This window comes from Caulobacter sp. GW821-FHT09H08, assembly GCF_059415885.1.
The window spans coordinates 1-21,101 of sequence record NZ_JBWKOC010000003.1; the positions used below are offsets into that span (position 1 = coordinate 1).

Annotated in this window: 12 protein-coding genes and 1 pseudogene; 5 read left to right on the forward strand and 8 right to left on the reverse strand. The window is 68.9% G+C overall.

The features are described 5' to 3' along the window. Nucleotides 1-644: 644 nt before the first annotated feature. A complete protein-coding gene (locus AC07NN_RS09810) occupies nt 645-2,006 on the reverse strand; it encodes a serine hydrolase (RefSeq protein WP_494640092.1) in 1,362 nt (453 codons plus the stop codon). Nucleotides 2,007-2,184: 178 nt separating this feature from the next. Here AC07NN_RS09810 and AC07NN_RS09815 point away from each other — a divergent pair, with 178 nt between their 5' ends. Further along, a complete protein-coding gene (locus AC07NN_RS09815) occupies nt 2,185-3,165 on the forward strand; it encodes a sensor histidine kinase (RefSeq protein WP_494640094.1) in 981 nt (326 codons plus the stop codon). A gap of 62 nt (nt 3,166-3,227) precedes the next feature. Here AC07NN_RS09815 and AC07NN_RS09820 read toward each other — a convergent pair whose 3' ends face one another. The 4 genes from AC07NN_RS09820 to AC07NN_RS09835 are packed head-to-tail and all read right to left on the reverse strand — an operon-like array spanning nt 3,228 to nt 9,503. Further along, complete coding sequence (locus AC07NN_RS09820) at nt 3,228-3,773, reverse strand: GNAT family N-acetyltransferase (protein WP_494640096.1); 546 nt, start codon at nt 3,771-3,773, stop codon at nt 3,228-3,230. Continuing rightward, nucleotides 3,770-6,919 (reverse strand): efflux RND transporter permease subunit, encoded by a 3,150-nt coding sequence (locus AC07NN_RS09825; protein ID WP_494640098.1) that lies wholly within the window; start codon nt 6,917-6,919, stop codon nt 3,770-3,772. Before AC07NN_RS09825 ends, AC07NN_RS09820 begins: the two co-directional genes overlap by 4 nt. Then, nucleotides 6,919-8,037 carry an efflux RND transporter periplasmic adaptor subunit gene (locus tag AC07NN_RS09830; RefSeq protein ID WP_494641823.1) on the reverse strand — a complete coding sequence of 373 codons (1,119 nt, stop codon included), beginning with the start codon at nt 8,035-8,037 and terminating at the stop codon, nt 6,919-6,921. The genes AC07NN_RS09825 and AC07NN_RS09830 overlap by 1 nt, the downstream gene beginning before the upstream one ends. After that, entirely contained in the window at nt 7,995-9,503 is a 1,509-nt protein-coding gene (locus AC07NN_RS09835; RefSeq protein WP_494640100.1) for an efflux transporter outer membrane subunit, read from the reverse strand. Before AC07NN_RS09835 ends, AC07NN_RS09830 begins: the two co-directional genes overlap by 43 nt. Before the next feature lie 278 nt (nt 9,504-9,781). On the opposite strand from AC07NN_RS09835, the pseudogene AC07NN_RS09840 reads away from it, so the two are divergent. Further along, nucleotides 9,782-13,056, forward strand: a pseudogene (locus AC07NN_RS09840) (TonB-dependent receptor). Nucleotides 13,057-13,122: 66 nt separating this feature from the next. Here the strand turns inward: AC07NN_RS09840 and AC07NN_RS09845 are convergent. Then, nucleotides 13,123-15,849: an exo-rhamnogalacturonan lyase family protein gene (locus AC07NN_RS09845; protein WP_494640102.1), complete on the reverse strand. Its 2,727-nt coding sequence runs from the start codon at nt 15,847-15,849 to the stop codon at nt 13,123-13,125. A 204-nt stretch (nt 15,850-16,053) separates the two neighbouring features. Between AC07NN_RS09845 and AC07NN_RS09850 the strand changes: the two genes are divergently transcribed. Next, on the forward strand, nt 16,054-16,740 hold the full coding sequence (locus AC07NN_RS09850) for an FABP family protein (RefSeq protein WP_494640104.1): 687 nt from the start codon (nt 16,054-16,056) through the stop codon (nt 16,738-16,740). 105 nt (nt 16,741-16,845) lie between these two features. Next, the gene (locus AC07NN_RS09855) at nt 16,846-17,190 is read left to right on the forward strand and encodes a PilZ domain-containing protein (RefSeq protein ID WP_494640106.1); all 345 of its coding nucleotides are present in this window, start codon (nt 16,846-16,848) and stop codon (nt 17,188-17,190) included. A gap of 3 nt (nt 17,191-17,193) precedes the next feature. On the opposite strand, the gene AC07NN_RS09860 is transcribed toward AC07NN_RS09855, so the two are convergent. Beyond that, the gene (locus AC07NN_RS09860; protein WP_494640108.1) at nt 17,194-18,309 is read right to left on the reverse strand and encodes a hypothetical protein; all 1,116 of its coding nucleotides are present in this window, start codon (nt 18,307-18,309) and stop codon (nt 17,194-17,196) included. A gap of 96 nt (nt 18,310-18,405) precedes the next feature. Further along, nucleotides 18,406-19,647, reverse strand: coding sequence for a TetR/AcrR family transcriptional regulator (locus AC07NN_RS09865; protein WP_494640109.1), 1,242 nt, complete (start codon nt 19,645-19,647; stop codon nt 18,406-18,408). A gap of 277 nt (nt 19,648-19,924) precedes the next feature. Here AC07NN_RS09865 and AC07NN_RS09870 point away from each other — a divergent pair, with 277 nt between their 5' ends. Beyond that, entirely contained in the window at nt 19,925-21,091 is a 1,167-nt protein-coding gene (locus tag AC07NN_RS09870) for a Yip1 family protein (protein WP_494640111.1), read from the forward strand. The last annotated feature ends 10 nt before the right edge of the window (nt 21,092-21,101 follow it).

Below are 21,101 nucleotides of genomic sequence, written 5' to 3' on the forward strand. Positions count from 1 at the left end.
CCCGCGCCGATCCCCACCCGACCCGCTACGCGGGCCACCCTCCCCACGAGGGGGAGGGAGTTGTTCGGGAACGTCCGTAACGGGTCGTAAGCCGACCTCCCACGTCTCCGCACGAGCGTAAGCGCGCTGAACTCCAGCAAGATCAGCATCTTGCCCCCGCCACCCACGAGCCCATCCGAAATCGACGCATCACCCCCAAAACCGCCCCCATACTTCTCCTCGCCCCGTCGCGGGGGAGGGCGTTCAGCTGGCGACCGAATGCGCGGCGGGGGTGATCGAGCGGGAAGCGCTGGTCTTGGCCTTGTGGCCGCCTTCGCGACGGATCCGGACGGGCTCCCTGAAACATCGGGACGAAATCCGGGCGGCGAAGGGGATCGGCGTGGCAGGCGCGGGCTGAAATCGCCCGCGCGGTCCGGAGGGAACGCATCTTCCTCCGCCCGCCTGGGGCCTCTTTCGGAAGCGGGTTAAGACCCCGCGCGCCGAGGGCTCTTGATCAACGGTCGCGCGGAGCGCTCCGGCCTCGGCCGAAACGGTGTTCCTCTACCCTCTTATCCGGGCCCTGCCCGGACGCTCCGCCGCCTCCCCAAGCCCGCCGGTTCCAAGCCGGCGGAAGGGCGCCGTCGTGCGCTCGGCCTTCCGCGAGCCTACGGTTTGTCCGCCACCCTCGGCGCCTTCATGTCGCGGCCGCCCTGGTGCAGGGTCAGGGCCGTGGCCGGCGCATCCCCCGTCTGTTCGAAGCTGAGCTTGGCGTCCGGACCGACGGCGTAGAATTCGCCCGGGGCCGTGGCGACGATGGGGATCGGGCCCTGGCCGGTGGCCTGGGTGATCAGCTTGTCGCCTTCGCGATAGACCTTGAGGATGAAGGTCGGCGCCAGGGCGTAGGAGCCGACATAGCGGTCCAGCGTCGAGGCCGACAGGGCGACCGCCTTGGGCGCCTGGTAGGTCCCGAAGCACAGGCCGGCCAGGTTGTTGACCAGCGGCGTGGTCGGCGAGGCCTGGAAGTTCGACAGGGCCATCACGACCAGGCCGTCGCTGGGATAGCGGGCCTTGGCCGTGCTGAAGCCGTTGATGCCGCCGTTGTGCCAGATGCGCGGGTGGCCGTCCTGGGCGTCGATCACCCAGCCGAAGCCGTAGTGGTTCAGGTTCTCGGTCCAGGCGGCCTTTCGCGAGGCCTCGGTCAGGATCCTGCCGTCGCTCAGGGCGCGTTCCCAGGTCAGCAGGTCGTCGACCGTCGAATAGAGCGAGCCGGCCGCGTAGGGCAGGGTCATGTCCAGATAGTCGGCGTTGCGCCAGCCGCCGCCCTTTTCAGGCTGATAGCCCGAGGCGCGCTTGGCCAGGACCTTGGCGCTGACGTCGTAGCCGGAGTCCTTCATGCCCAGGGGCTGGAAGATCTTCTGGGCGACGTAGTCGGCATAGGTCTGGCCCGACACCTTCTCGATGACATAGCCCAGCAGGATGTAGCCGGTGTTGTCGTAGGCGAACTTGCTGCCCGGCTCGAACTCCAGCGGCTTGTCCTGGGTGAGCTTGACGATCTCCTCGGGCTTCAGCGGAACCTTGGACCCGCCCTTCTCGAAGAAGCCGGGAATGGCGGTGTAGCTGGGGATGCCCGAGGTGTGGCTCAGCAGGTGCTTGATGGTGATCTTCGACCAGGCCGCCGGCGCGTCGGCGTAATACTTCGAGATCGGGTCGTCGATCGACAACTTACCGGCCTCGGCCAGTTGCAGGATCGAGACGGCGGTAAACTGCTTGGTGATCGAGCCGAGGCGGAACTTGGTCTCGGGGGCGTTGGGGATGTCCCACTCGCGGTTGGCCTGGCCGAAGCCCTCGCGCAGCAGCACGACGCCGTCCTTGGCGACCAGCACCGAGCCGGTGAAGCGGCCGGCCTTGACCTGGTCCTCGACGAGGGCGCGGGCCTGCTTGGCGTAGTCGGCCGGGCAGCTGGCGCCGGCGGCCATGGCCGGACCGGCCAGCAGCAGGCCCGCCAGCGACAGGATCGATAGCTTCATGGAAAGGGTCCCCTTGATCGGTAGGCGACGATGGCGTGCGACCGCGCCGGTCGCAACATAAGGATGTGTAACGTGGAGGCGGCGATCCGAAGACGAAGCCCTATGTCGGGTGTCCGCTTGACGCGATACCCGGAAAGGGTCCAGCACCGGAGGACGGCGGGGAGGCTGGGATTTGGACTTGCGGAGGAAGATCCGGGGCAGCTTCGCGGCCCGCTACGGCCTGGCGATCGCCCTGACCGTGGCGGCGGTGCTGCTGCGCTTCGCCCTGGGCGCGGTATTTCCGCCGGGCTTTCCCTATGTGACCTTCTTTCCGGCCATCGTGGTCGCCGTCTATCTGGGCGGCCTCGGACCGGGCGTGCTGTGCGCGGTCCTGAGCGGTGTCGCGGCCTGGTACTTCTTCATCCCGCCGTTCATGGGCTTCAGCTTCGATTTCTCGGTGCTGGTCGCCCTGGCCTTCTACGCCTTCGTGGTCGCAGTCGACATCTTCTTCATCGACGGTATGCGCAAGGCGCTGGACCAGCTGGAGGGGGAGCGCGGGCGCTATCGCGACCTCGCCGAGAGCCGCGACCTGCTGTACCGTGAACTGCATCACCGGGTGAGCAACAACCTGCAGGTCGCGGGGGCGCTGCTGCGGCTACAGGGGCAGGGGATCGTCGACGCCGACGCCCGCCACGCCCTGGTCCAGGCTGGCGACCGTATCGAGGTGATCGCCAAGATCCAGCGCGAGCTGCACAATCGCGCCGGCGAGCCCGTGCCCTTCCGCGTCTTCGCTGAAGCGATCCTGACCGACGCGGTGGCGGTGGCCGGCGCGCGGGTGGTCCTGACGCTGGAAGGCGGCGAGCTGCCCCTGCACGCTGACCAGGCCACGCCGGTGACCCTGGTGATGCTGGAGAGCTTCAACAACGCCCTCGAGCACGGCTTTGGCGAGGCGGGTTCGGGCAGCGTGCGGGTGCATCTGGAGCAGTCGGGCGAGACTCACGTCCTGACCGTCCGCGACGATGGCGCGGGGCCGCCGGCCGACTTCGATCCGGCCAAGTCCAAGAGCCTGGGCCTGCGCATCGTCCGCGCCATGGCCCAGCAGCTGAGTGGCCGGTTCGAGGTGGCGCGGGAGGACGGCTGGACGGTGTGCCGGCTGAGCTACGCGCCGAAGGTGGATTGATCTGAAATCTGCTCCCCCTCTTGGGGGAGCTGTCACGGAGTGACTGAGGGGGCTAATGCGGCTTAGGCCGAGCTGCCCCCTCCGGCCCTCTGGGCCACCTCCCCCAAAGGGGGAGGAGACGATTTCGCCAGCCCAAGCCGATAGAACCGCGTATCCACCGCCATGCGCGGGAACGCCTCCGGCAAGTCGCCCGCCTCGACGACCTCGAACCCGTTCCTCTCGTAGAACCGGTGCGCGGCCCGGAACCGGTCCGTCGTGCCCAGCCAGACCGCCTGCACGCCGCGCTCACGGGCGTGGACCAGGGCGGTGTCCAGCAAGGCCTGGGCCGCGCCCACCACACCGCGCGCCACCGGCTTCACGAACATCTTGCGCAGGGCCACGGCCCCGTCGCCGATATCCTTCAGCGCGATCGTGCCGACGGTCTCGCCGTCCAGCTCGGCCAGCCAGAACTGGCCGGCGCCTGCTTGGTACCAGTTTGGGATGTCCGCCAGGTCCGGCTGGTCCTCGGCGGTGATCGAGAAGCCGAACTCCTCGCGCTGGATCGGCAGGATCACCCCGACGACGAGATCCTCGTCACCGGGGCGAAACGGCCGAATCCGGATCGTCACAGACGGTCCACGGGAACCGCGCGGCCGCCTTCCGACGCCTCGCGCGGGGTGGTCATGCGGGCCAGCTTCGGGGCCAGCCAGCGCTCGAAGTCGTCGACGATCTCATAGACCACCGGCACCAGCACCAGCGACAGCACGGTCGAGGTGATCAGGCCGCCGATCACGGCCACGGCCATGGGCTGACGGAACTCCGAACCGGTGCCGATGCCCAGGGCCGTCGGCAGCATGCCCGCCATCATGGCCAGGGTGGTCATGACGATGGGACGCGCCCGCTCGTGACAGGCGTCGACGATCGCGTCCCGCTGGCTCATTCCGGCGCGCTCCTGCTCGATGGCATACTCGACCAGCAGGATCGAGTTCTTGGCCGCCAGGCCCATCAGCATCAGGAAGCCGATCAGAGACGGCATCGACAGCGACTGGCCGGTGACCAGCAGGGCGAGGAACGCGCCGCCGATGGCCAGGGGCAGGGCCGACAGGATGGTGACCGGCTTGAAGAAGCTGCGGAACAGCAGGATCAGCACGCCGAACACCAGGCCCACCGCCGACAGCAGGGCGATGGCGAAGCCGGTGAAGAGCTCGACGAAGGCCTCCTGGTCGCCGGCCGAGGCCGGACCGACGCCCTCGGGCAGCTTCTTCATGGTCGGCAGGTTGCCGACGTCCGTCATGGCTTGGCCGAGTTGCGCGCCGTTGTTGAGGTCGGCCTCGATCGTCACCTGCCGCTTACGGGCGAAGCGGTCGATCTTGGCCGGGCCGGCCTGGAACGACAGGTCCGCCACGGTGTCGAGCCGGGTCGAGCCGCCGTTGGCGGTCGGAACGCGCAGAGCGCCCAGGGTCTCGAGGTCGCGACGGCTGTCGGCCGGCAGGCGCACGCGGATCGGGATCCGGCGCTCGCCCTGGGTCATCTTGGCGACGTTGGCGTCGATGTCGCCGACCGTGGCCACGCGGGCGATGGCGGCGATGTCGGCCGAGTTGACGCCGAGACGGGCGGCCTCGTCGGCCTTGGGCCGGATCAGGATTTCCGGACCGCTGGGCGGCGAGGACGGACGCGGGTCGGCCACGGTGGAGAGCTTCTGCATCTCCTTCTCGATCTGGGCCGCCGTGCGTTCCAGCAGTGGGCCGTCCTCGGCGATCAGGATGGTCTGGACCTCGGACGTGCCCCAGTCGCCCAGCAGGTTCACGCGGGCGTCGGGGATGCCGTGCAGGCTGTCGCGGACGTCCTGCTTGATCTCCGTGACGGTCTGATCGCGCTCGCCGTTCAGGACGATGGTGATGGTGGCGTCGCGGATGTCGGTCCCGCTCTGGCCGCCCCAGCCGCTGCCGATGTTGGAGCCGACCTGGGCGAAGACGTGGGCCACTTCCGAGCGCTTGCGGAACAGGGTGGTCACCGACTGAACGGTGCGCTCCATGTCGGCCACGGTCGCGCCGGGCGGGCCCTGGACCTTCAGATAGTAGTAGTTGTTGTTGGCCGCCGGCTGGAACGCCGTGGGCAGGAAGCCGGCCAGCATGATCGAGCCGACGAAGATCAGGCCGCCGATGATGCAGGCCAGGATCCGGTGGTCCAGCGACCAGTCCAGGACACGGCGATAGAAGCCTCGGAACTCCCGGCGCGGATGCGGATCCTTGGCGGGCTTGAGGAAATAGGCGGCCAGCAGCGGGGTCAGCAGGCGGGCGACCACCAGCGAGAACAGCACGGCCACCGCGACGGTCAGGCCGAATTCCTTGAAGAACTGGCCGGGCGTGCCGGGCATGTAGGACACCGGCACGAACACCGCGACGATGGTGAAGGTGGTGGCCACGACCGCGAGACCGATGGCGTCGGCGCCCTCGATGGCGGCCTGGTAGGGCCTCTGGCCTCGGGCGACGCGCTTCTCGATGTTCTCGATCTCGACCACGGCGTCGTCGACCAGGATGCCGATGACCAGGGTCAGGGCCAGCAGGGTCACGACGTTTAGCGAGAAGCCCATCATCGCCATGAAGGCGAAGGTCGGCACCAGCGACACCGGCATGGCGATGGCGGTGATCAGGGTGGCCCGCCACTCGCGCAGGAACAGGAACACCACCAGCGAGGCCAGCAGCATGCCTTCCAGCAGGGTGTGCTCGGTGGCAGCGAAGCTGGCGCGGGTCTCGTCGACAGTCGAGAAGATCTTCACGAACGACACGCCGGCCTGCTTGGCGGCGAGGTTGTCGATGGCCTTCTTGACGTTGTCCTCGACGGCGACGTCGCTGCTGTCGCGGGTCTTCATCACCTGGAAGGCGACGACCGGCTTGCCGTCGAGACGGGCGAAGCCACGCTGCTCCTCGGCGCCCTGGCCGACCTGAGCGACGTCGGTCAGCTTCACATAGCGGCCGCCGGCGATCGGGATGGTCAGCTCGCGCAGCTGTTCGACCGTGGTGGCCGCGCCCAGCACGCGCAGGGTCTGCTCGCGGCCTCCGATATTGGCGCGGCCGCCAGGGGCGTCGACGCTGAAGCCGGCCAGGGCCTGGTTCAGCTGCGGGGCCGTCACGCCGAACGAGGCCAGGCGGTCGGGGTCGATGATGACGTTGATCTCGCGATCCACCCCGCCGACGCGCGCCACCTGGGCTACGCCCTTCTCGCCCTGCAGGGCGCGGGTGACGGTGTCGTCGATGAACCACGACAGCTCGGTCGCGCTCATGTTCGGGGCCGAGACGGCGTAGGTGATGATCGGCGCGCTGGTGATCTCCAGCCGCTGGACGATCGGCTCGTCCACCTCCTTGGGCAGGACGGCGCGGGTCTGGTCGATCTTGGAGCGGACCTCGTCGGTGACCTTCTGCAGGTCCTCGCCGAGATTGAACTCGATCGTCGTGGTCGAGGCGCCCTGGACCACCGAAGACCGGATGGTCTTGACGTTGGAGATGCTGGCCACCGCGTCCTCGACGGGGCGGGTGACCTGGGTCTCCATCTCGCCGGGCGCGGCCCCGCTCTGGGTGACCGTCACGGTCACGGCGGGGAACTCGACGTTCGGGAACTGCTTGATCGGCAGGCCGAGATAGCAGCCGATGCCGGCGATCATCAGGGCGATGAACAGCACCGCCACCGGGATGGGGTTGCGGATCGCCCAGGCGGAGATCTTCAGCTCGCCGGACTTCTCGGCCTCGTGTTCGCCGGGTTTCTGTTCGCTAGCCATCAGCGGGCGGCCTGTTGGGCCGGCGCCGGGCGCACCACGTCGCCGTCGGTGACGAAGGACGCGCCGCCCAGGACGATGCGCGTGCCGGCGGGCGGGCCCTGAACCAGCTGAGCCCAGCCGCCGCCCTTCTGGCCGATCTTCACGGCGGTCTGGTGGGCGCGGTTGTTGCTGTCGACGGTCATGATGAACAGGCCGTCGGCCTCATAGCGGATGGCCGATTCCGGAATGGCGGTGACCGCCGCGCCCGAGGCGCCGAAATTGGCGCGGCCGAAGCCGCCGGGACGCAAATCCGGACGCACGGGCAGGCGGATACGCACCTTGCCCAGGCGGCTCGAGCTATCGACGCGCGGGCTGACCAGGCGCACGACGCCCGAGAGGGATTGGCCGGCGGGCAGGGAGACGTTCACCGACTGGCCGGCGCGGATGCCGCCCAGGTCGGCTTCGTTGACCTCGGCGTCCAGCTCGACCAGGCCGTCACGGGCGATGGTGAACCAGGGAGTCGTGCCGCCACCGGCGATCTGGCCGGGCTGTACGCCGCGCTGAAGCACGCGGCCGCCGACCGGGGCGGTGATGGTCATGCGCGAGGCGCGGGTGCGCAGTTCCTTCAACGCCGCTTCTTGAGCTTTCGCCTGGTAGCGGCGGGTCTCGATCTGCTCCTGGCTGAGCACGCCCTGGCCGTCGAGGCCGGAGACGCGCGCGGCCTCGGCCTGCGACTGGGCGGTGACGGCCGCCTGCTGCTCGATCTGGGCGCGCAGCAGGGTGTCGTCCAACTGGACCAGCGGCTGGCCGGCGCGGACCCAGTCGCCTTCGTCGGCATAGAGGCGCGCGACGCGGTAGCCGGTCAGCTCCGAGCCGACGGCGGCTTCTTCGCGGGAGACCAGCAGGCCGGAGGCCTCGACCCCGCCGCCGAGCGGACGGGTCTCGATGCTGCCGACGCTGACCGTGCGGGCCTGGGCGGCGGCGCTGGCGGCGGGCTTCTTGTCTTCGGTCTTCTTGCTTCCGCAGGCGGTCAGCCCAACGGCGCTGCAGACCAGGGCGGTGGCGATCAGGGAACGGGTCGTCATCGGAGCGGGTCTCATTGCGCGGAGGCTTTGGAGGGAACGGCCTGCGGCGACCAGCCGCCGCCGAGGGCCTTGTAGGTCTGGACGGCGCGTTGCAGCGCCTGGGTCTGGGCCCCGGTCAGGGCCGTGCGGGCCCCGCGCCAGGACTGCTCGGCCTGCAGGGCCGTGGTCAGGTCGGTGAGGCCGGCGGCATAGCCCTTGCGACTGGCCTCGTAGGCCACCGCGGCGCGGCGTTCGCCGGCGGCCAGCAGGGTGACGCGGCGCTCGTCGGCGTCTTGCTGCACGAGGGCGCTCTCGGTCTCGCCGAAGGCCTTCTGGACGGTCTGCTCGTAGGTGATGGCGGCCTGCTCGACGCGGGCGCCCTCGGCCTTGATGTCCGACATCAGCTTGGGAATGTTCAGCACCGGGACCGACAGGTTCGCGCCCAAGGTCCAGGCCGAGCTGGTGGTCGAGGCCGTCGAGCCGGCCGCCAGGAAGCTGGGGGAGATCGACTTCGAGATGCCCACGCCCGGCGTGATGGTCAGGGTCGGGAACAGGGCCAGCTCGCTGATGTTCAGATTGCCCGAGGCCGAGGCCAGGCGGGCGGCGGCTTCGCGCACGTCGGGGCGGCGAGCTAGGAGGTCAGCGGGCGCGGCGGCGGGAACGGCCGGCGCGCGGGCCAGGACCGGCTCGACCGGCAGGCTGGCCAGCGGATCGACGCCCTTGCCGACCAGGATCAGCAGGCTGCGGCGCGAGGCCTGCAGCTCGGCTTCCAGGGCGGCGACCTGGGCTTGGGCCTGGGCGAGGTCGGCGGCGGTGCGGTCGCCCTCGGAGGTGGCGGTCAGGCCGCGACGGCCCTTCTCGGCGGCGACCTCGTAGAGCGACTTGCCGATGCGGGCGTTCTCGCGGGCGTCGTCCAGCTGCACGGCCAGGCCACGCGCTTCGAAGTAGGACTGGGCGACGTTGGCCGCCAAGGCCGCGCGGGCGCCCTCATAGGCGAAGCGGGCGGCGGCCAGGTCGTTGTCGACCACCCGGCGGGCGGCCCCGCGACGGCCGATCAGGTCCAGCTCCCACGAGACGTCGAAATTGGCGGAGTAGGTCTTGCTGACACCGCCCTGGGTGAAGCCGCCCGTGCCGCTCTGGTCGATGATGTGGGTGTCGGTGCGCTTGGCCGAGCCGACCAGCGGGGTCTGCGGAATGTAGATCTGGCGGACCAGGCCCTGGCGCACGGCGCGGGCCTCTTCCAGGCGGGCGGCGGCCAGGCGGGCATCGGGGCTCTGGGCCAGGGCGGTCTCGACCAGATTGTTCAAGACCGGGTCGTTGAAGCTGGTCCACCACTGGTCCAGCGCCTGCGAGGGCAGGGCGCGGCCCGCCGGCGCCTCATAGGCGTTCGGCAGCTTCACATCGACCTGGCGCGCGGGCGTGGTGCACGCCGACAGTCCCGCGCTGGCGAGCACGACGGCGCCGAGCAACGCATAAGACGAGCCAGAAGGCCGGCCTGGACGCCAGGAGGCGCCGGTCTTGGCGAGACGCATGAAATTCAAACCCGGTTATTCCGCCCTGTGGGCGTTGTTAGTTATTCCGCCTAAAGGGCGTGGTTCTGGCGACCATTGTTTTCCCACTTAGGCATCCCGACGCCGATGGGAAGCCCCCAAACAACGGTTTAGCGAAGCTTATGTTGCGACGCACGCGACGTTGAGCCCTTACGGTCCCATACCTGTCAGCAGTGCGGCGCGATGACGCACGTCACAGCGCCAGATTCTTGCGGCGGTTGACGGCGCTGCAAAACATACCGCATCATCGAAACAGATGTTCGACTTCAATGATCGGCATCAGCCTCGGTTACGAAGCCGAGGGAGTATGCGTGGTTTTTCAAGCGTCCGGCTCTGGGGGAACCAAGCTTGTCGGCTCTCGAAGGCGCATCACCAAGTTTCGAAAACGAACGCTCCGTGCGGCCGGGCGGTACCCGCGTCCGCATGTCGGCGCGCGCCTGCCCGGAGAGACCGCCACCCCACTGAACGCCCAATGGCCCCGCGGAAAGACGAACGGCCAGTCAAAGAACAATCGAGGGAGGGAATAACCATGAAACGAACAAGCTTCCTGCGCGGAGGATCAAGCCTCGCGCTGGCCGTCGCCCTTTCGGGCGGCGTCGTGGGCGTCGCCCACGCCCAGGCCCAGGCGCAGCAGAGGAACGACGCTCCGGTCGAGGTCGAGGAGGTCGTCGTCACCGGCTCCTTCATCAAGGGCACGCCCGAGGACGCGGCCCTGCCGGTCGAGGTGATCGGGGCCGAGGAACTGCAGAAGCGCGGCTCGCCGTCGACGGTGGAGCTGCTGAAGGCCCTGTCCGTCTCGAACGGCGTGCTAGGCGACACCAACCAGTTCGACAGCCGCGCCCAGGGCTCGGAAGGCTCGGGCTCGGTTAACCTGCGCGGCCTCGGCTCGCAGCGCACCCTGGTGCTGCTGAACGGCCGCCGCCTGGCGATCAACCCGTTCGGCGCGGCCGGGGCGGGCATCGTCGACACCAACATCATCCCCGCCGCCGCCATCGGCCGCCTGGAAGTGCTGAAGGACGGCGCCGCGGCGACATATGGCTCGGACGCCATCGCCGGCGTCGTCAACTTCATCACCAAGCGGAACTTCGAGGGGCTGGAAGCGGCCGCCGACTACCGGATCATCGACGGGTCGGACGGCGACTACGGGTTCAGCGTCACGGGCGGCAAGGTCTGGGAGAACGGCAACGTCCTGGCCAGCATCGGCTTGCAGCACCGCTCCAAGCTCTCGGTCGCCGAGCGCGCGTGGGCCAACCGTCCCTATCTGGACAACCCCGAAGGCGGCTGGTCGGCCGCCGGCAATCCCTCGACCTTCATTCCCCTGGCCAGCACGACCAACGGCCTGCGCGACCCCGGTTGCACGGGACTGGGCGGCTATGCCGGCTTCAGCGGCCTGACACCGACCTGCCAGTGGCACTACACGCCGTTCGACAACCTCGTCGAGCGATCCAACGCCGTGCAGGCCTATGTCGAGGCCAATGCCGATCTGTCGGCCAAGACCAAGTTCCACGCCGAACTGCTGTACGCCCACACCGACGTGCCCGACTGGAACACTTCGCCGTCCTACGCCGCCCTGGCGGTGCCGACGGCCGAAGCCTCGGCGGTGGCGGGGCGCTACATCGTGCCGGCCACGAATCCCGGCCTGATCGCCTTCATGGCGGCCAATCCGACGGTGCAGCTGACCAACCTGGCCACCGGCGCGGTCACCACTTCGCCCAGCTCGATCCTCGGCTTCGGGCTCATCAACGCGGCTAACCGGCCGTTCGGCATCGGCGGCAATCCGAAGACGGGTTACGGCCCCGCCACCGGCGCGCGCGCCTTCGACGCCTTCCGCGTTTCGGCCGACCTGTCGGGCGAGTTCGAGAACGGCATCGGCTGGGACCTGGCCCTGACCTACTCGCAGGAAGTGGGCATCCGCACCGGCTACGACACTTTGGTCAATCGGTTCGCGCTGGCCCTGCAAGGGCTGGGCGGTCCGCTCTGCGACAGCAGCCCGAGCACCCCGGGCATCCAGGGCACGGCCGGCGTCGGCCAGTGCATGTATTACAACCCCTTCGCCAGCGCGATCCCGAGCAACGTGATCACCGGCGTGGCCAACCCGGCCTACAACTCGGCCCTGGCGAACAACAACAAGGATCTGATCGACTGGTTCTACAAGAAGCTGTCGACCAAGCAGTCCTCGCGCCTGTTCGTCGGCGAGGCGGTGCTGAACGGCAAGACCAACATCACGCTGTCGGGTGGCGACATCGCCTGGGCCGCCGGCGTCCAGTATCGCCGCAGCTACTTCAAGGCCGACTACAACGACATCAGCAACGCCGCGATCAATCCGTGCGTGAACACGCCCGACTTCGGGGTGACCAACTGCACGGGCTCGGCGCGCAACGGCCCCTTCATGTTCCTGGGCGTCGGCAACGAGGCCGATAACCAGAGCGACGTGATGGCCGCCTTCGGCGAACTGTCGGTGCCGATCACCGACGACTTCCAGGCCCAGCTGGCGGCCCGCTACGAGAAGTACGGCGGCGCGGTCGGCTCGACCTTCAATCCCAAGGCCTCGCTGCGCTGGCAGGCCACCGAGTGGGTCGCGTTCCGGGCCTCGGCCGGCTCGACCTTCCGCGGGCCGCCGGATCCGCAGACCACCACGACCTCGATCACCTCGCTGCAGGGCATCCTGGGCGTGTTCCGGGCCGTCGACATCTTCGGCAATCCGAACCTGAAGCCGGAAAAAGCCAAGACCTACAACTTCGGCACGCTGTTCAGCGCCGGCGAGTTCAAGGCCAGCATCGACTACTTCTACTTCGACTTCAAAAACCCGATCGTTGCCGAGCCGGTGGCGGGCATGGTCGCCGCGCTCTATCCGAACGGCGCGGCGGGCGCGAACAACTGCGCGGACCCTGCCTATGCGGGCCTCGTCGCGCGCTTCACCTTCAACGGCGCCTGCTCGACCCCGACCACCAGCATCGCGCGCCTGAAAACCAACTACGTCAACGGCGCCCCGGTGAAGAACGCCGGCTTCGACTTCTCGGCCGACTACCGCTTCAAGGACGTGGCCGGCGGCGACATCAGGATCGGCGGCAGCGCGACCTACATCCAGAAGTACAAGGTCGGCTCCACGGTGGTGGAGGGCATCACGGTCGAGAAGGCCTTCGACGCCGTGGGCCTGCTCAACTACCAGACCACCGTCGTGCCGATCCCCAAGTGGAAGGGTGATGTCTACGGCGAGTGGAACATGGGCCCGCATAACCTGCGCGTCTCGGTCCACTACATCCACGGCTACACCGATCAGCGCACCGCGCCTTTCGCCACGGGCACCTATCGCGACAGCGCCGGCGTGGCCCAGACGCTCAGCGGCGGCAAGAAGATCGAGAAGCAGATCCTGACGGACCTGGCCTATCGCGTCTTCCTGCCCTGGGACACGACGGCGACCCTGGCGATCACCAACCTGTTCGACAAGGATCCGTCGTTCGCCCGTCTCGACCTGAACTACGACCCGTTCACGGGTGACCCGCTGGGCCGGACCTACAAGTTCGGTCTCCGCAAGAAGTTCTAGTTCCTCGCAGCGTAAGAACTCACGGCGCGTCCTCCCCCAAGGGCGCGCCGCTTTCTTTTGCGGGTCTTAGCGCGGGTTGAAGTCGAGGCCGTCCAGGGCGTCGCCGACCAGGGCCAGGTTCATGATCGCCGCCAAGCCCCACTGCGCCGCGCCGTTGGTCGAGACGCCGCGCGCTTCCTGCACGGGGTTGAGCACGGCGGGGCCGACGATGGTCTTGGTGGCCGTCGACAGGTCGAGGTCCTCGATGATCCCCTTGCCGAAGAACTCCTTCCAGGCGCGGGCGGCCAACGCCTTGTCGCCCGTGCGGACGGCGGCATAGGCGGTCAGGCGCGAGTGGGCCTGGGTCAGGTTCGCGCCACGCAGCGGCTTACCGAACCGCGCGCTCTGATCGGCCGGCGAATTGTAGAGGCGGCAGTATTCCAGCCAGACCTTCTCGTAGGCCGGCGACTTGATCGCCGACAGCAGCTCGACATGGATCTCGGGCGCGCCGAACACGGCGTTGAGGTGCGAGATCGACGGCGCGTCGCCCTTGCCCGAGAAGCGGCCGCTCTTGAGGTCGTAGGTGGCGCCGTTGGCGAACCAGCCGGTGGCCAGGGTGGCGATAGTCGACATGCCGCCGGCGATCCGGTCGCGCCATTTGGTGTCGCCCGTCCGCTCCCACTCGGTGAACCAGGCGCCGGCCAGGGTGCTCCACACCGTGCCGAACGAGGCCCGGATTTCACCCGGCTTGGCGGCCTGGTCCTCGCCCAGCTTGCGGCCGATATCGACGGTCTGCAGCCCCTCGTCGCTGGTCACCAGGTCGCGCATCAGGTCGCCCACGCGCTCGTCGGCGGTCAGGTAGTAGTAGATGCGGCGATAGATGGCGTTGCTGACCCGCGGCTGCTTGGAGCTGTCGCCCCAGTGCTGCACGCCGTGGCGGGTGCCCAGGCCCTTGAACCGGCCCAGGTGATAGGTGTCGACCTCGCTGGTGTGGCGGGTCATGGCCTCGGCCATGCGGAACACGTCGGCCCGACCGCCGCGCACATAGCTCATCCAGAGCCACAGGTCGGTGGAGAGCTCGGAATTGTCCCAGGCGAAGCCGCCGATGTCGTAGCGCCACTCGTGCCGGTCGTCGTCATAGGTGTGCATGACGTCGCCGTAGTTCCAGAAACCGTACCAGCTGTGCTGGTCGATCTGGCCGGCGTAGTAGCTGAGCAACTGGTCGTTCTTGTCCTCGATCCGCGCCTTCAGCGGCGTGCTGCGGTCGGGCAGGGCCCAGGCCCCGAACACGCCGGCTGCGTGCAGGCGGTCGGGCGGGGTCATCAGGCGCGGGGCGGCGTCGACCAGCCGAGCCATCGGCGCGTAGCGGTCGCGAGCGGGCGTGGCGGCAAGAGCCCAGATGCGCAGCTCGGTCGTGCGGCCGATGCCCTGCGGCGTGCCCCAGCCGGACTCGAAGTCCTCGTAGGTGACGTCCAGCCCCTTGATCTCCTCGGGGTGCGTCTTCATGCCCAGGCCATCGTGGTAGAACCGCATGTCCATCGGCTGGGCCTCGGGCGACCACAGCCAGGCGGTCAGGCGCGCGGTGTCGGTGGCGGCGTCGCGGATCTCCAGCGCGGTCGGCGGAGCCTTCCAGAAATTCCCGAGACCGATGGCCGCGCCGCCGGTGGGGCCGCCGACATAGGCCAGGCCCGAGGCGCGCTTGCCCGTGGCGGCGTCGATCCAGCCGTGGCCGGCCTTGGTGCGCTTGCGGATCGTGAAGCCGTTGGCGTTCGGCTGCGACAGGGTCACGTCGCCCCACTCGGGGATGTACTGCAGCGAGTCCCGCACGGCGGGGGCCATGGTCGCGCGGTCGGGCGTGGCGCGGCCGGCGATCTGGGCCTCGCGAAAGGCCTTGCCCGGATCGCGGCGCAGGCCCGTCAGCGGCCGCACCGCCTCGGCCCACAGGCCCTCGCCCTCGCCGGAGAAGCGCAGGTGGCGGTCGTAGCTCTCGCCCGACATCGGCACGTCAGCGGTGACGCCCAGGCCGCAGATGAAGTCCTTAGCCTCATCGCCGTCGAACACGAAGGTGTGGGTCATCCGCAGGCTGTCGGCGCCGGCATGGGCGTAGAAGCGGACGGTGAACGGCGCCCAGGCGCGAGCGGTGTCACGGTGGCGGCCCTCGATGCGGATGACCGCGCGGAGGGGACCCTCCTGCTCGACGGTGACGCGCTCGACGGCGCTTTCGAAGGTCGTGCGCTTGGCCGCGCCGGCCTCGGCGTCGGGCTGGTCCTGGGTCTGCAGGACGAGGCGCAGGTTGCGCAGCACGACCTTGTCGCCGCGCGTGGCGGAGGAGACCAGGACGGCGCCGGTGCGCGGGAAACGCCAGGTCGCTTCGCCGGTCGAGACCTCGATCTCGGTGGGGTTTTGGCGGACGGTCACGGCCTTGGTGGGGGCCGGACCCGCGCCAGCCTCGATGCTCACGCCTTCGCCGGCCGCGCCGGCGGCCAGGGCGTGGGCGGTCCACTTCAGCGAGCCGTCCGGCCAATAGGCTAGGGGCCAGGTCTGCAGCGGCACCGGATTGCCGTCGGCGCCGATCGCGCGGAAGGCCTGCTTGGGCTTGTGGAGGCCCTGGGACCAGGGCGTTCCCCAGGTCTGGCCGGCGTCCAGGGCGGGCGCCTTGCCGTCCAGCCAGGCGGCCTTGGTCTTGAGGGGCGCCTTGTCGCGTCCCTGGGCGGCGGCCATCGACGGCAGGGCCGCCACGGCGCTGGCGGCCAGCAGAAAGGCCCGACGCGAAGGCGCGCCCATGACGGTCGAAGCGCGGTTAGAGGGTCCCATGGTCGTCCATCCCCACAAGCTCTGGCGGCTTGGGGCGGACCTTATGATTGGCCTGACCTCCTTGGCAACCGGAAACCCATATATGGGGATATCGTCTCAATATATGGAGATTGTTGCAATCCTCACGCAATCAGGGTCGGGGTCCTTGACCCGCTCGCGCGGAGCGATAGATGCAGCATCAAGCTTTGCCGGAGTACGGGCGCGATGATCAACTTTCCCGAGGACATCTTCAGCGAACCGGAAGACGTCGATCCCAACACCCTGGACAATCTGGGTCCGCTGCGCCGTCTGGCCGGCGTGTGGGAAGGCCGCAAGGGCGTCGACGTCAACCCGAAGGCCGAAGGGCCGGAGCGGCGCGAGTTCCTCGAGCGCATCGAGATCCACCCCATCGACCCGCAGGCCAACGGCCCGCAGCTGCTGTACGGCCTGCGCTATCACGTCCACATCGTCGCCTCGGACGAGGACACCACCTTCCACGATCAGGTCGGCTACTGGCTATGGGAGCCGGCGACGGGCCTGATCATGCAGACCCTGGCCATTCCGCGCGCCCAGGTGGCCCTGGCCAAGGGCCAGGCGAACGCGGACGGCTCGGGTTTGATCGTCCGGGCCGAGCGCGGGACGCCCGGCTACGGCATCTGCTCGACCGACTTCCTGGAGTGGGCGTTCCGGACGGACTCCTACGAGCTGGACGTGCGCTTCGAGGCCGACGGCGGTTGGTCCTACACCTCGACCACCATGCTGCAGGTCCGGGGCCGCGAGGAGCCGTTCCGCCATGTCGACCGCAACACCCTGACCAAGGTCGGCGAGCCGCGCCCCAATCCCTCGGCGCGGATCGAGGCCGGCGAGGCGACCCTGAAAGAGGCGCACGGCTTCCTGACCATCGGCGACTGAGGCCCCAAACAGGCCTCTTCGCCGCGCGACCTTCCGGCGCGTGGGACAACGCGCCGCAACCTGGGCGGTAATGGCGGTTAACCCCTCGCGCCTAGCCTTGGGGTCATGACATCGCTCATCGATTCAAAGGCGAGCGGCGCGGAGCGGCGAAGCCATCCGCGCTATCGCGACAACAGCCCAGTCTATGTCGGCGACGGCGCGGTGGCGCGGAAGTGCGCGCTGGTCGACGTGTCCGACGGCGGCGCGCGCATCTTCGTCGGCAAGGGCGTGGACCTGCCGGCCCAGGTCGTGCTGGTCGATCCCCGCACCGGCCTCAGCCGTCGCGCCCGCGTAGCCTGGCGGTCGGAGACCGAGGTCGGGGTCCGCTTCCTGGAGCAGGGTGTCCGCTATCGCGTCATGACCCGCGCGGACCTGGGCTGGGACGCTAACGCGCGTCGCCTGGCCTCGTAGGAGCTAGATGAAGTCCAGCAGGCTGGCCGGACCGGCCACCGAGCCGTCGGCGTTGAACATCTGGGCCAGCTTGTCGCGCGAGGCCTGCAGCTCGACCATCTTGGCGTAGACGTCCGACGTCCAGCCGGCCGCCTCGCGTTCCTCGGTGGTCATGCCGGCGTAGCGGGTGATCATCGCCTTGCCGAAGCCGCCCTCGTCCTCGCTGGTCGACTGATAGCTGGCCTTGATGGCGGCGCTGTCACGGGTGCGGATCTCGGCCTTGGCCTGGTTGATCTCATGAGCCGAGAACTGCTCGTCCTTGTTCAGGGCGATGGCCGACAGCGAGCGGTCGTCGAAACGGCGGAAGTCGATCTCGCCGCTCTCTGAATCCTTGGCCGCCTCGGGCGCGAAGGCCAGTTCGTACTGCTTGTCCAGCGCGGCGCGGACATCGGTCGCGACCTTGCCGAAGTCGCGGGTCTTGGCGCCCGCCACGGCGCTGCCGGTTTCCTTCATATAGGCCGCGACGCTGTCGTTTTGGATGCCCGCGGGCGCCAGGCCCGGGCGGGCGATGGCCTGCTTGCGGCCTTCGACCAAGGCGTCGCGCTCCTGGGTCCAGGCGCCGGCGGCCTTCTCCTCGGGACCGGCGGCGTCCAGTTGGTCGAGCGCGGACTGGTAGAGGCCGGCATAGTCGCCGGTCAGCCGCGCCTGGGCGGCGGGACCGGCCAGGGCCTGGTCGTGCTGGCTCTTCAGGGCCAGGGCCGCGACCACCTGCTGGTCCATCGGGAAGCCGCCACCCCGGTTGCTGGCCACGGCGAACAGAGTCCGACGGTCCAGGCTGGTCAGGTCGATGGCGGCATTGCCGTCCTTCAGCGCACTGGCGGTCCCGGCGGCTTTCAGGCGGGCGGTGATCTGGGTCTTGGCCTCGGCGACGACGGCCTCGATCGTGCGGGCGTCGGTCTGGGCCTTGAGCGCGGCCTGGGCGGCGGGCGACAGGGTGACGTTCACCGCCGGGGTGTTGATCGTCGGGCTCTGGTCGCGGGGCTGGCCGTAGCCGGTCGCCTGGTTGGCGCGCTGCGTCGCCGTCTGCCCAGCGGTCAGCCCGGGGGCGTAGGTCGGCGAGTACGGATTGATCGTCGTCATGACGCGGGACTTCAAGCGAATCAGTAGCTTGAAGGTAGCAGCCGCCCGCGGGCTTGGGCGCCCTATGGTTAATAGGTCGCAACCATTGGTCGGATCCTAGTTGAGCACGCCCGTCAGCAGCGGCTTGGCGAACAGGTCGGCGGCCTCGTCGCGCTCCAGGCCCGGGACCCAGGCTTCCAGGGACGCGGCGGCGTTCAGCATCGAGTTGATCATGTGGGCGGCGATGCTGGGGTCGATGGCGCGGACCGAGCCGTCGGCGATGCCGTCCGAGATGATCGAGGCGAAGCGCTGCCAGCCGCGCATGTAGCCGTCGGCCATGTCGCTGCGCAGAGGCTCGGGCAGGGCGCCCAGCGACGAGGCGCGCAGCAGCGGGCCGTGCTCCGACAGCTGGTAGCTGGTGAGGCCGGCCGCCGTGGAGACCAACTGGGTCCAGCTGTCGGTCGGCAAGGCGCGGGCGTCCAGCTGCGAGCGCCGGGTGACCGTGAAGGTGCGCTCGAAGCACTCGGACACCAGGGCGTCCTTGTCCTCGTGGTGGTGGTAGAACGAGCCCTTGGTCACGTTCAGCGCCGCCGAGATGTCCTCGACCGAGGCGCCGCGATAGCCGCGCTGGTTGATCAGGCGGGTGGCGGCCACGAGAAAGGTCTCGCGCCACTCCAGGCCTTCCGGCGCCGCGCCTTCGTAGGACTGGGGCGTGGGATCGGGCAGGGGCTGCGGCGCCCAGGTCCGGCCGCCGGCGGGCAGGCCGTTCAGCAGGATGTCGCCCATTCGGTCGCGCACCCGGCCATAGTCCTCGATGTCGTATCGGCGCAGCCAGCGGCCCGACCAGAACACCTGCTCCATCAGCAAGTGGGCGCGGGCGTTACGCTGGCGCTTGTCCAGGTGAGCCATGGACGGGTCGTCGAAGAAGCTGCGCACCCGACGGAAGAGGTCGTTGAACGCGGCGACGACCGAACCGCGCAGGGGCTCCTTCAGCGCCTTGATCTCGGCGAAGCTGGTCAGGGGCGTGGCCTCGCCCAGACGGACGCGGCGGTTCAGGTCGAGATAGAGATCGAGGAACTTCAGGATGCGGGCGGCCGGGGTCGCCTCGGCGGCGGCCTCCTCGACCATGGCCTCGAAGCGCTCCAGGCCGCGCATGAAGCAGGCGGCGGCCAGGTCGTCCTTCTTGCGATAGTAGTAGGTGACGCTGGTGGTGTTCAGCCCGACCTTGGCGGCGACGTCGGCCAGGGTCATGCCGCGCACGCCCTGGCGGTTCAGGATCGCCGTGGCGGCCGCCAGGATCGTCTCCTTCTTGCGGGCGTAGCGTGCTGTCGCCGCCCCCGCGATCCGACCGTCATCCATCGAAGCAAACCCCAGATACGCCCGTCGCGGCGGCCTGCGCCGCTCACTGGACTATCGGGTCCAATTTAGGCGCCCGGAGGGCCGCCTTAAAGGGCAGGGCCTTCCGCAACGGAACAATTAGCGCCCCCTAGCGCCAGCATTTGTCAGGATTGTTTCAGCGCGGCCCGTTTTCGGGGCGGGATGCTGTCGGAAAACGGTGTTTCGACCTTCGCGCGAACCATGCGTACATAGCCGGGTCGGGGCGGGCGCTATCCTAACAGAGTGGGAGCGGTCGCGGATGTCGGTAGTGGATGATGGATCGGCGGGGGCCGGTCTGGTGGCGCGGGTGAAGGGCATTCTGCTCTCGCCCTCGACCGAATGGGAAAAGATCGAGCGGGAGCCCGCCACGATCGGCGGGCTGTTCACGGGCTATGTCTGCATCCTGGCGGCCATCCCCGCGGTGGCGGGGCTGATCGGCGGACAGCTGTTCGGCCACGGGGCCCTGGGGATCTCCTACAAGCCCAGCCTTGTGACCGGCCTGACCGTGGCGGTGCTGGGCTATGTCGGCTCGCTGATCATGACCTTCGTGCTGGGCACGGTGATCGACGCCCTGGCGCCCAGCTTCGGGGCCGAGAAGAACCGCGTGCAGGCGTTCAAGGTCGCCGCCTATTCCGGCACCGCCGGCTGGGTCGCGGGCGCGTTCCAGATCCTGCCGATGCTGGGCATTCTTGCGATCTTGGGCGGTCTTTACGGCTGCTGGCTGCTGTTCCTGGGCTTGCCTAGGGTGATGAAGGCCCCGGCCGACAAGGCGCCGGGCTACGCCATCGTCACCATCGTCGTGGCCATCCTGGTCTCCATCGTCATCGGCATGGTCACGGCCGCGATCAGCGCCACGACCGGCATGGGCGCCTTCGGGCGGCACGCCGACAAGGTCGGCGGCACGGTCGAGATCAACGGCCAGAAGGTCGATGTCGGCCGCCTGGAAGCCGCCAGCAAGCGCGCCGAGGAGCTGTCGAAGAACCCCGGCAAGGCCGCTTCGCCCGAAGCCCTGAAGGCGCTGCTGCCCGAGTCCGTGGCCGGCTACACCCGCGCCAGCGTCGAGACCAACGCCAGCGGCTCGGAGGGTGTCTCGATCGTCGTGGCCACCGGCGAGTACCAGAAGGACGGGTCCTCGTTCCAACTGGCCGTGACCGACCTGGGTCCCGTCGGCGCCATGGCGGCCCTGGCCTCGAGCATGGGCGCGCACCAGAGCAAGGAGACCGCCGACGGCTACGAGAAGGTCTCCACCCAAGGCGGGCGACTGATCTCCGAGGAATGGAACCGGGAGTCGAAGTCGGGGAAGTATTCGATCGTCGTGGCCGATCGCTTCTCGATCTCGGCCGACGGCACGGCCGGCAGCGTCGACGACCTCAAGCAGGCGGTGCAGTCGATCGACGCGGGCCGCCTGGAGGCGATGGCCAAGTAGGCCCCCGCTC

Coding starts and splice junctions, on each gene's coding strand:
- AC07NN_RS09810 (WP_494640092.1), bottom strand. CDS start 2,006: ATGAAGCTATCGATCCTGTCGCTGGCGGGCCTGCTGCTGGCCGGTCCG.
- AC07NN_RS09825 (WP_494640098.1), bottom strand. CDS start 6,919: ATGGCTAGCGAACAGAAACCCGGCGAACACGAGGCCGAGAAGTCCGGC.
- AC07NN_RS09845 (WP_494640102.1), bottom strand. CDS start 15,849: ATGGGACCCTCTAACCGCGCTTCGACCGTCATGGGCGCGCCTTCGCGT.
- AC07NN_RS09850 (WP_494640104.1), top strand. CDS start 16,054: ATGATCAACTTTCCCGAGGACATCTTCAGCGAACCGGAAGACGTCGAT.
- AC07NN_RS09855 (WP_494640106.1), top strand. CDS start 16,846: ATGACATCGCTCATCGATTCAAAGGCGAGCGGCGCGGAGCGGCGAAGC.
- AC07NN_RS09860 (WP_494640108.1), bottom strand. CDS start 18,309: ATGACGACGATCAATCCGTACTCGCCGACCTACGCCCCCGGGCTGACC.
- AC07NN_RS09865 (WP_494640109.1), bottom strand. CDS start 19,647: ATGGATGACGGTCGGATCGCGGGGGCGGCGACAGCACGCTACGCCCGC.
- AC07NN_RS09870 (WP_494640111.1), top strand. CDS start 19,925: ATGTCGGTAGTGGATGATGGATCGGCGGGGGCCGGTCTGGTGGCGCGG.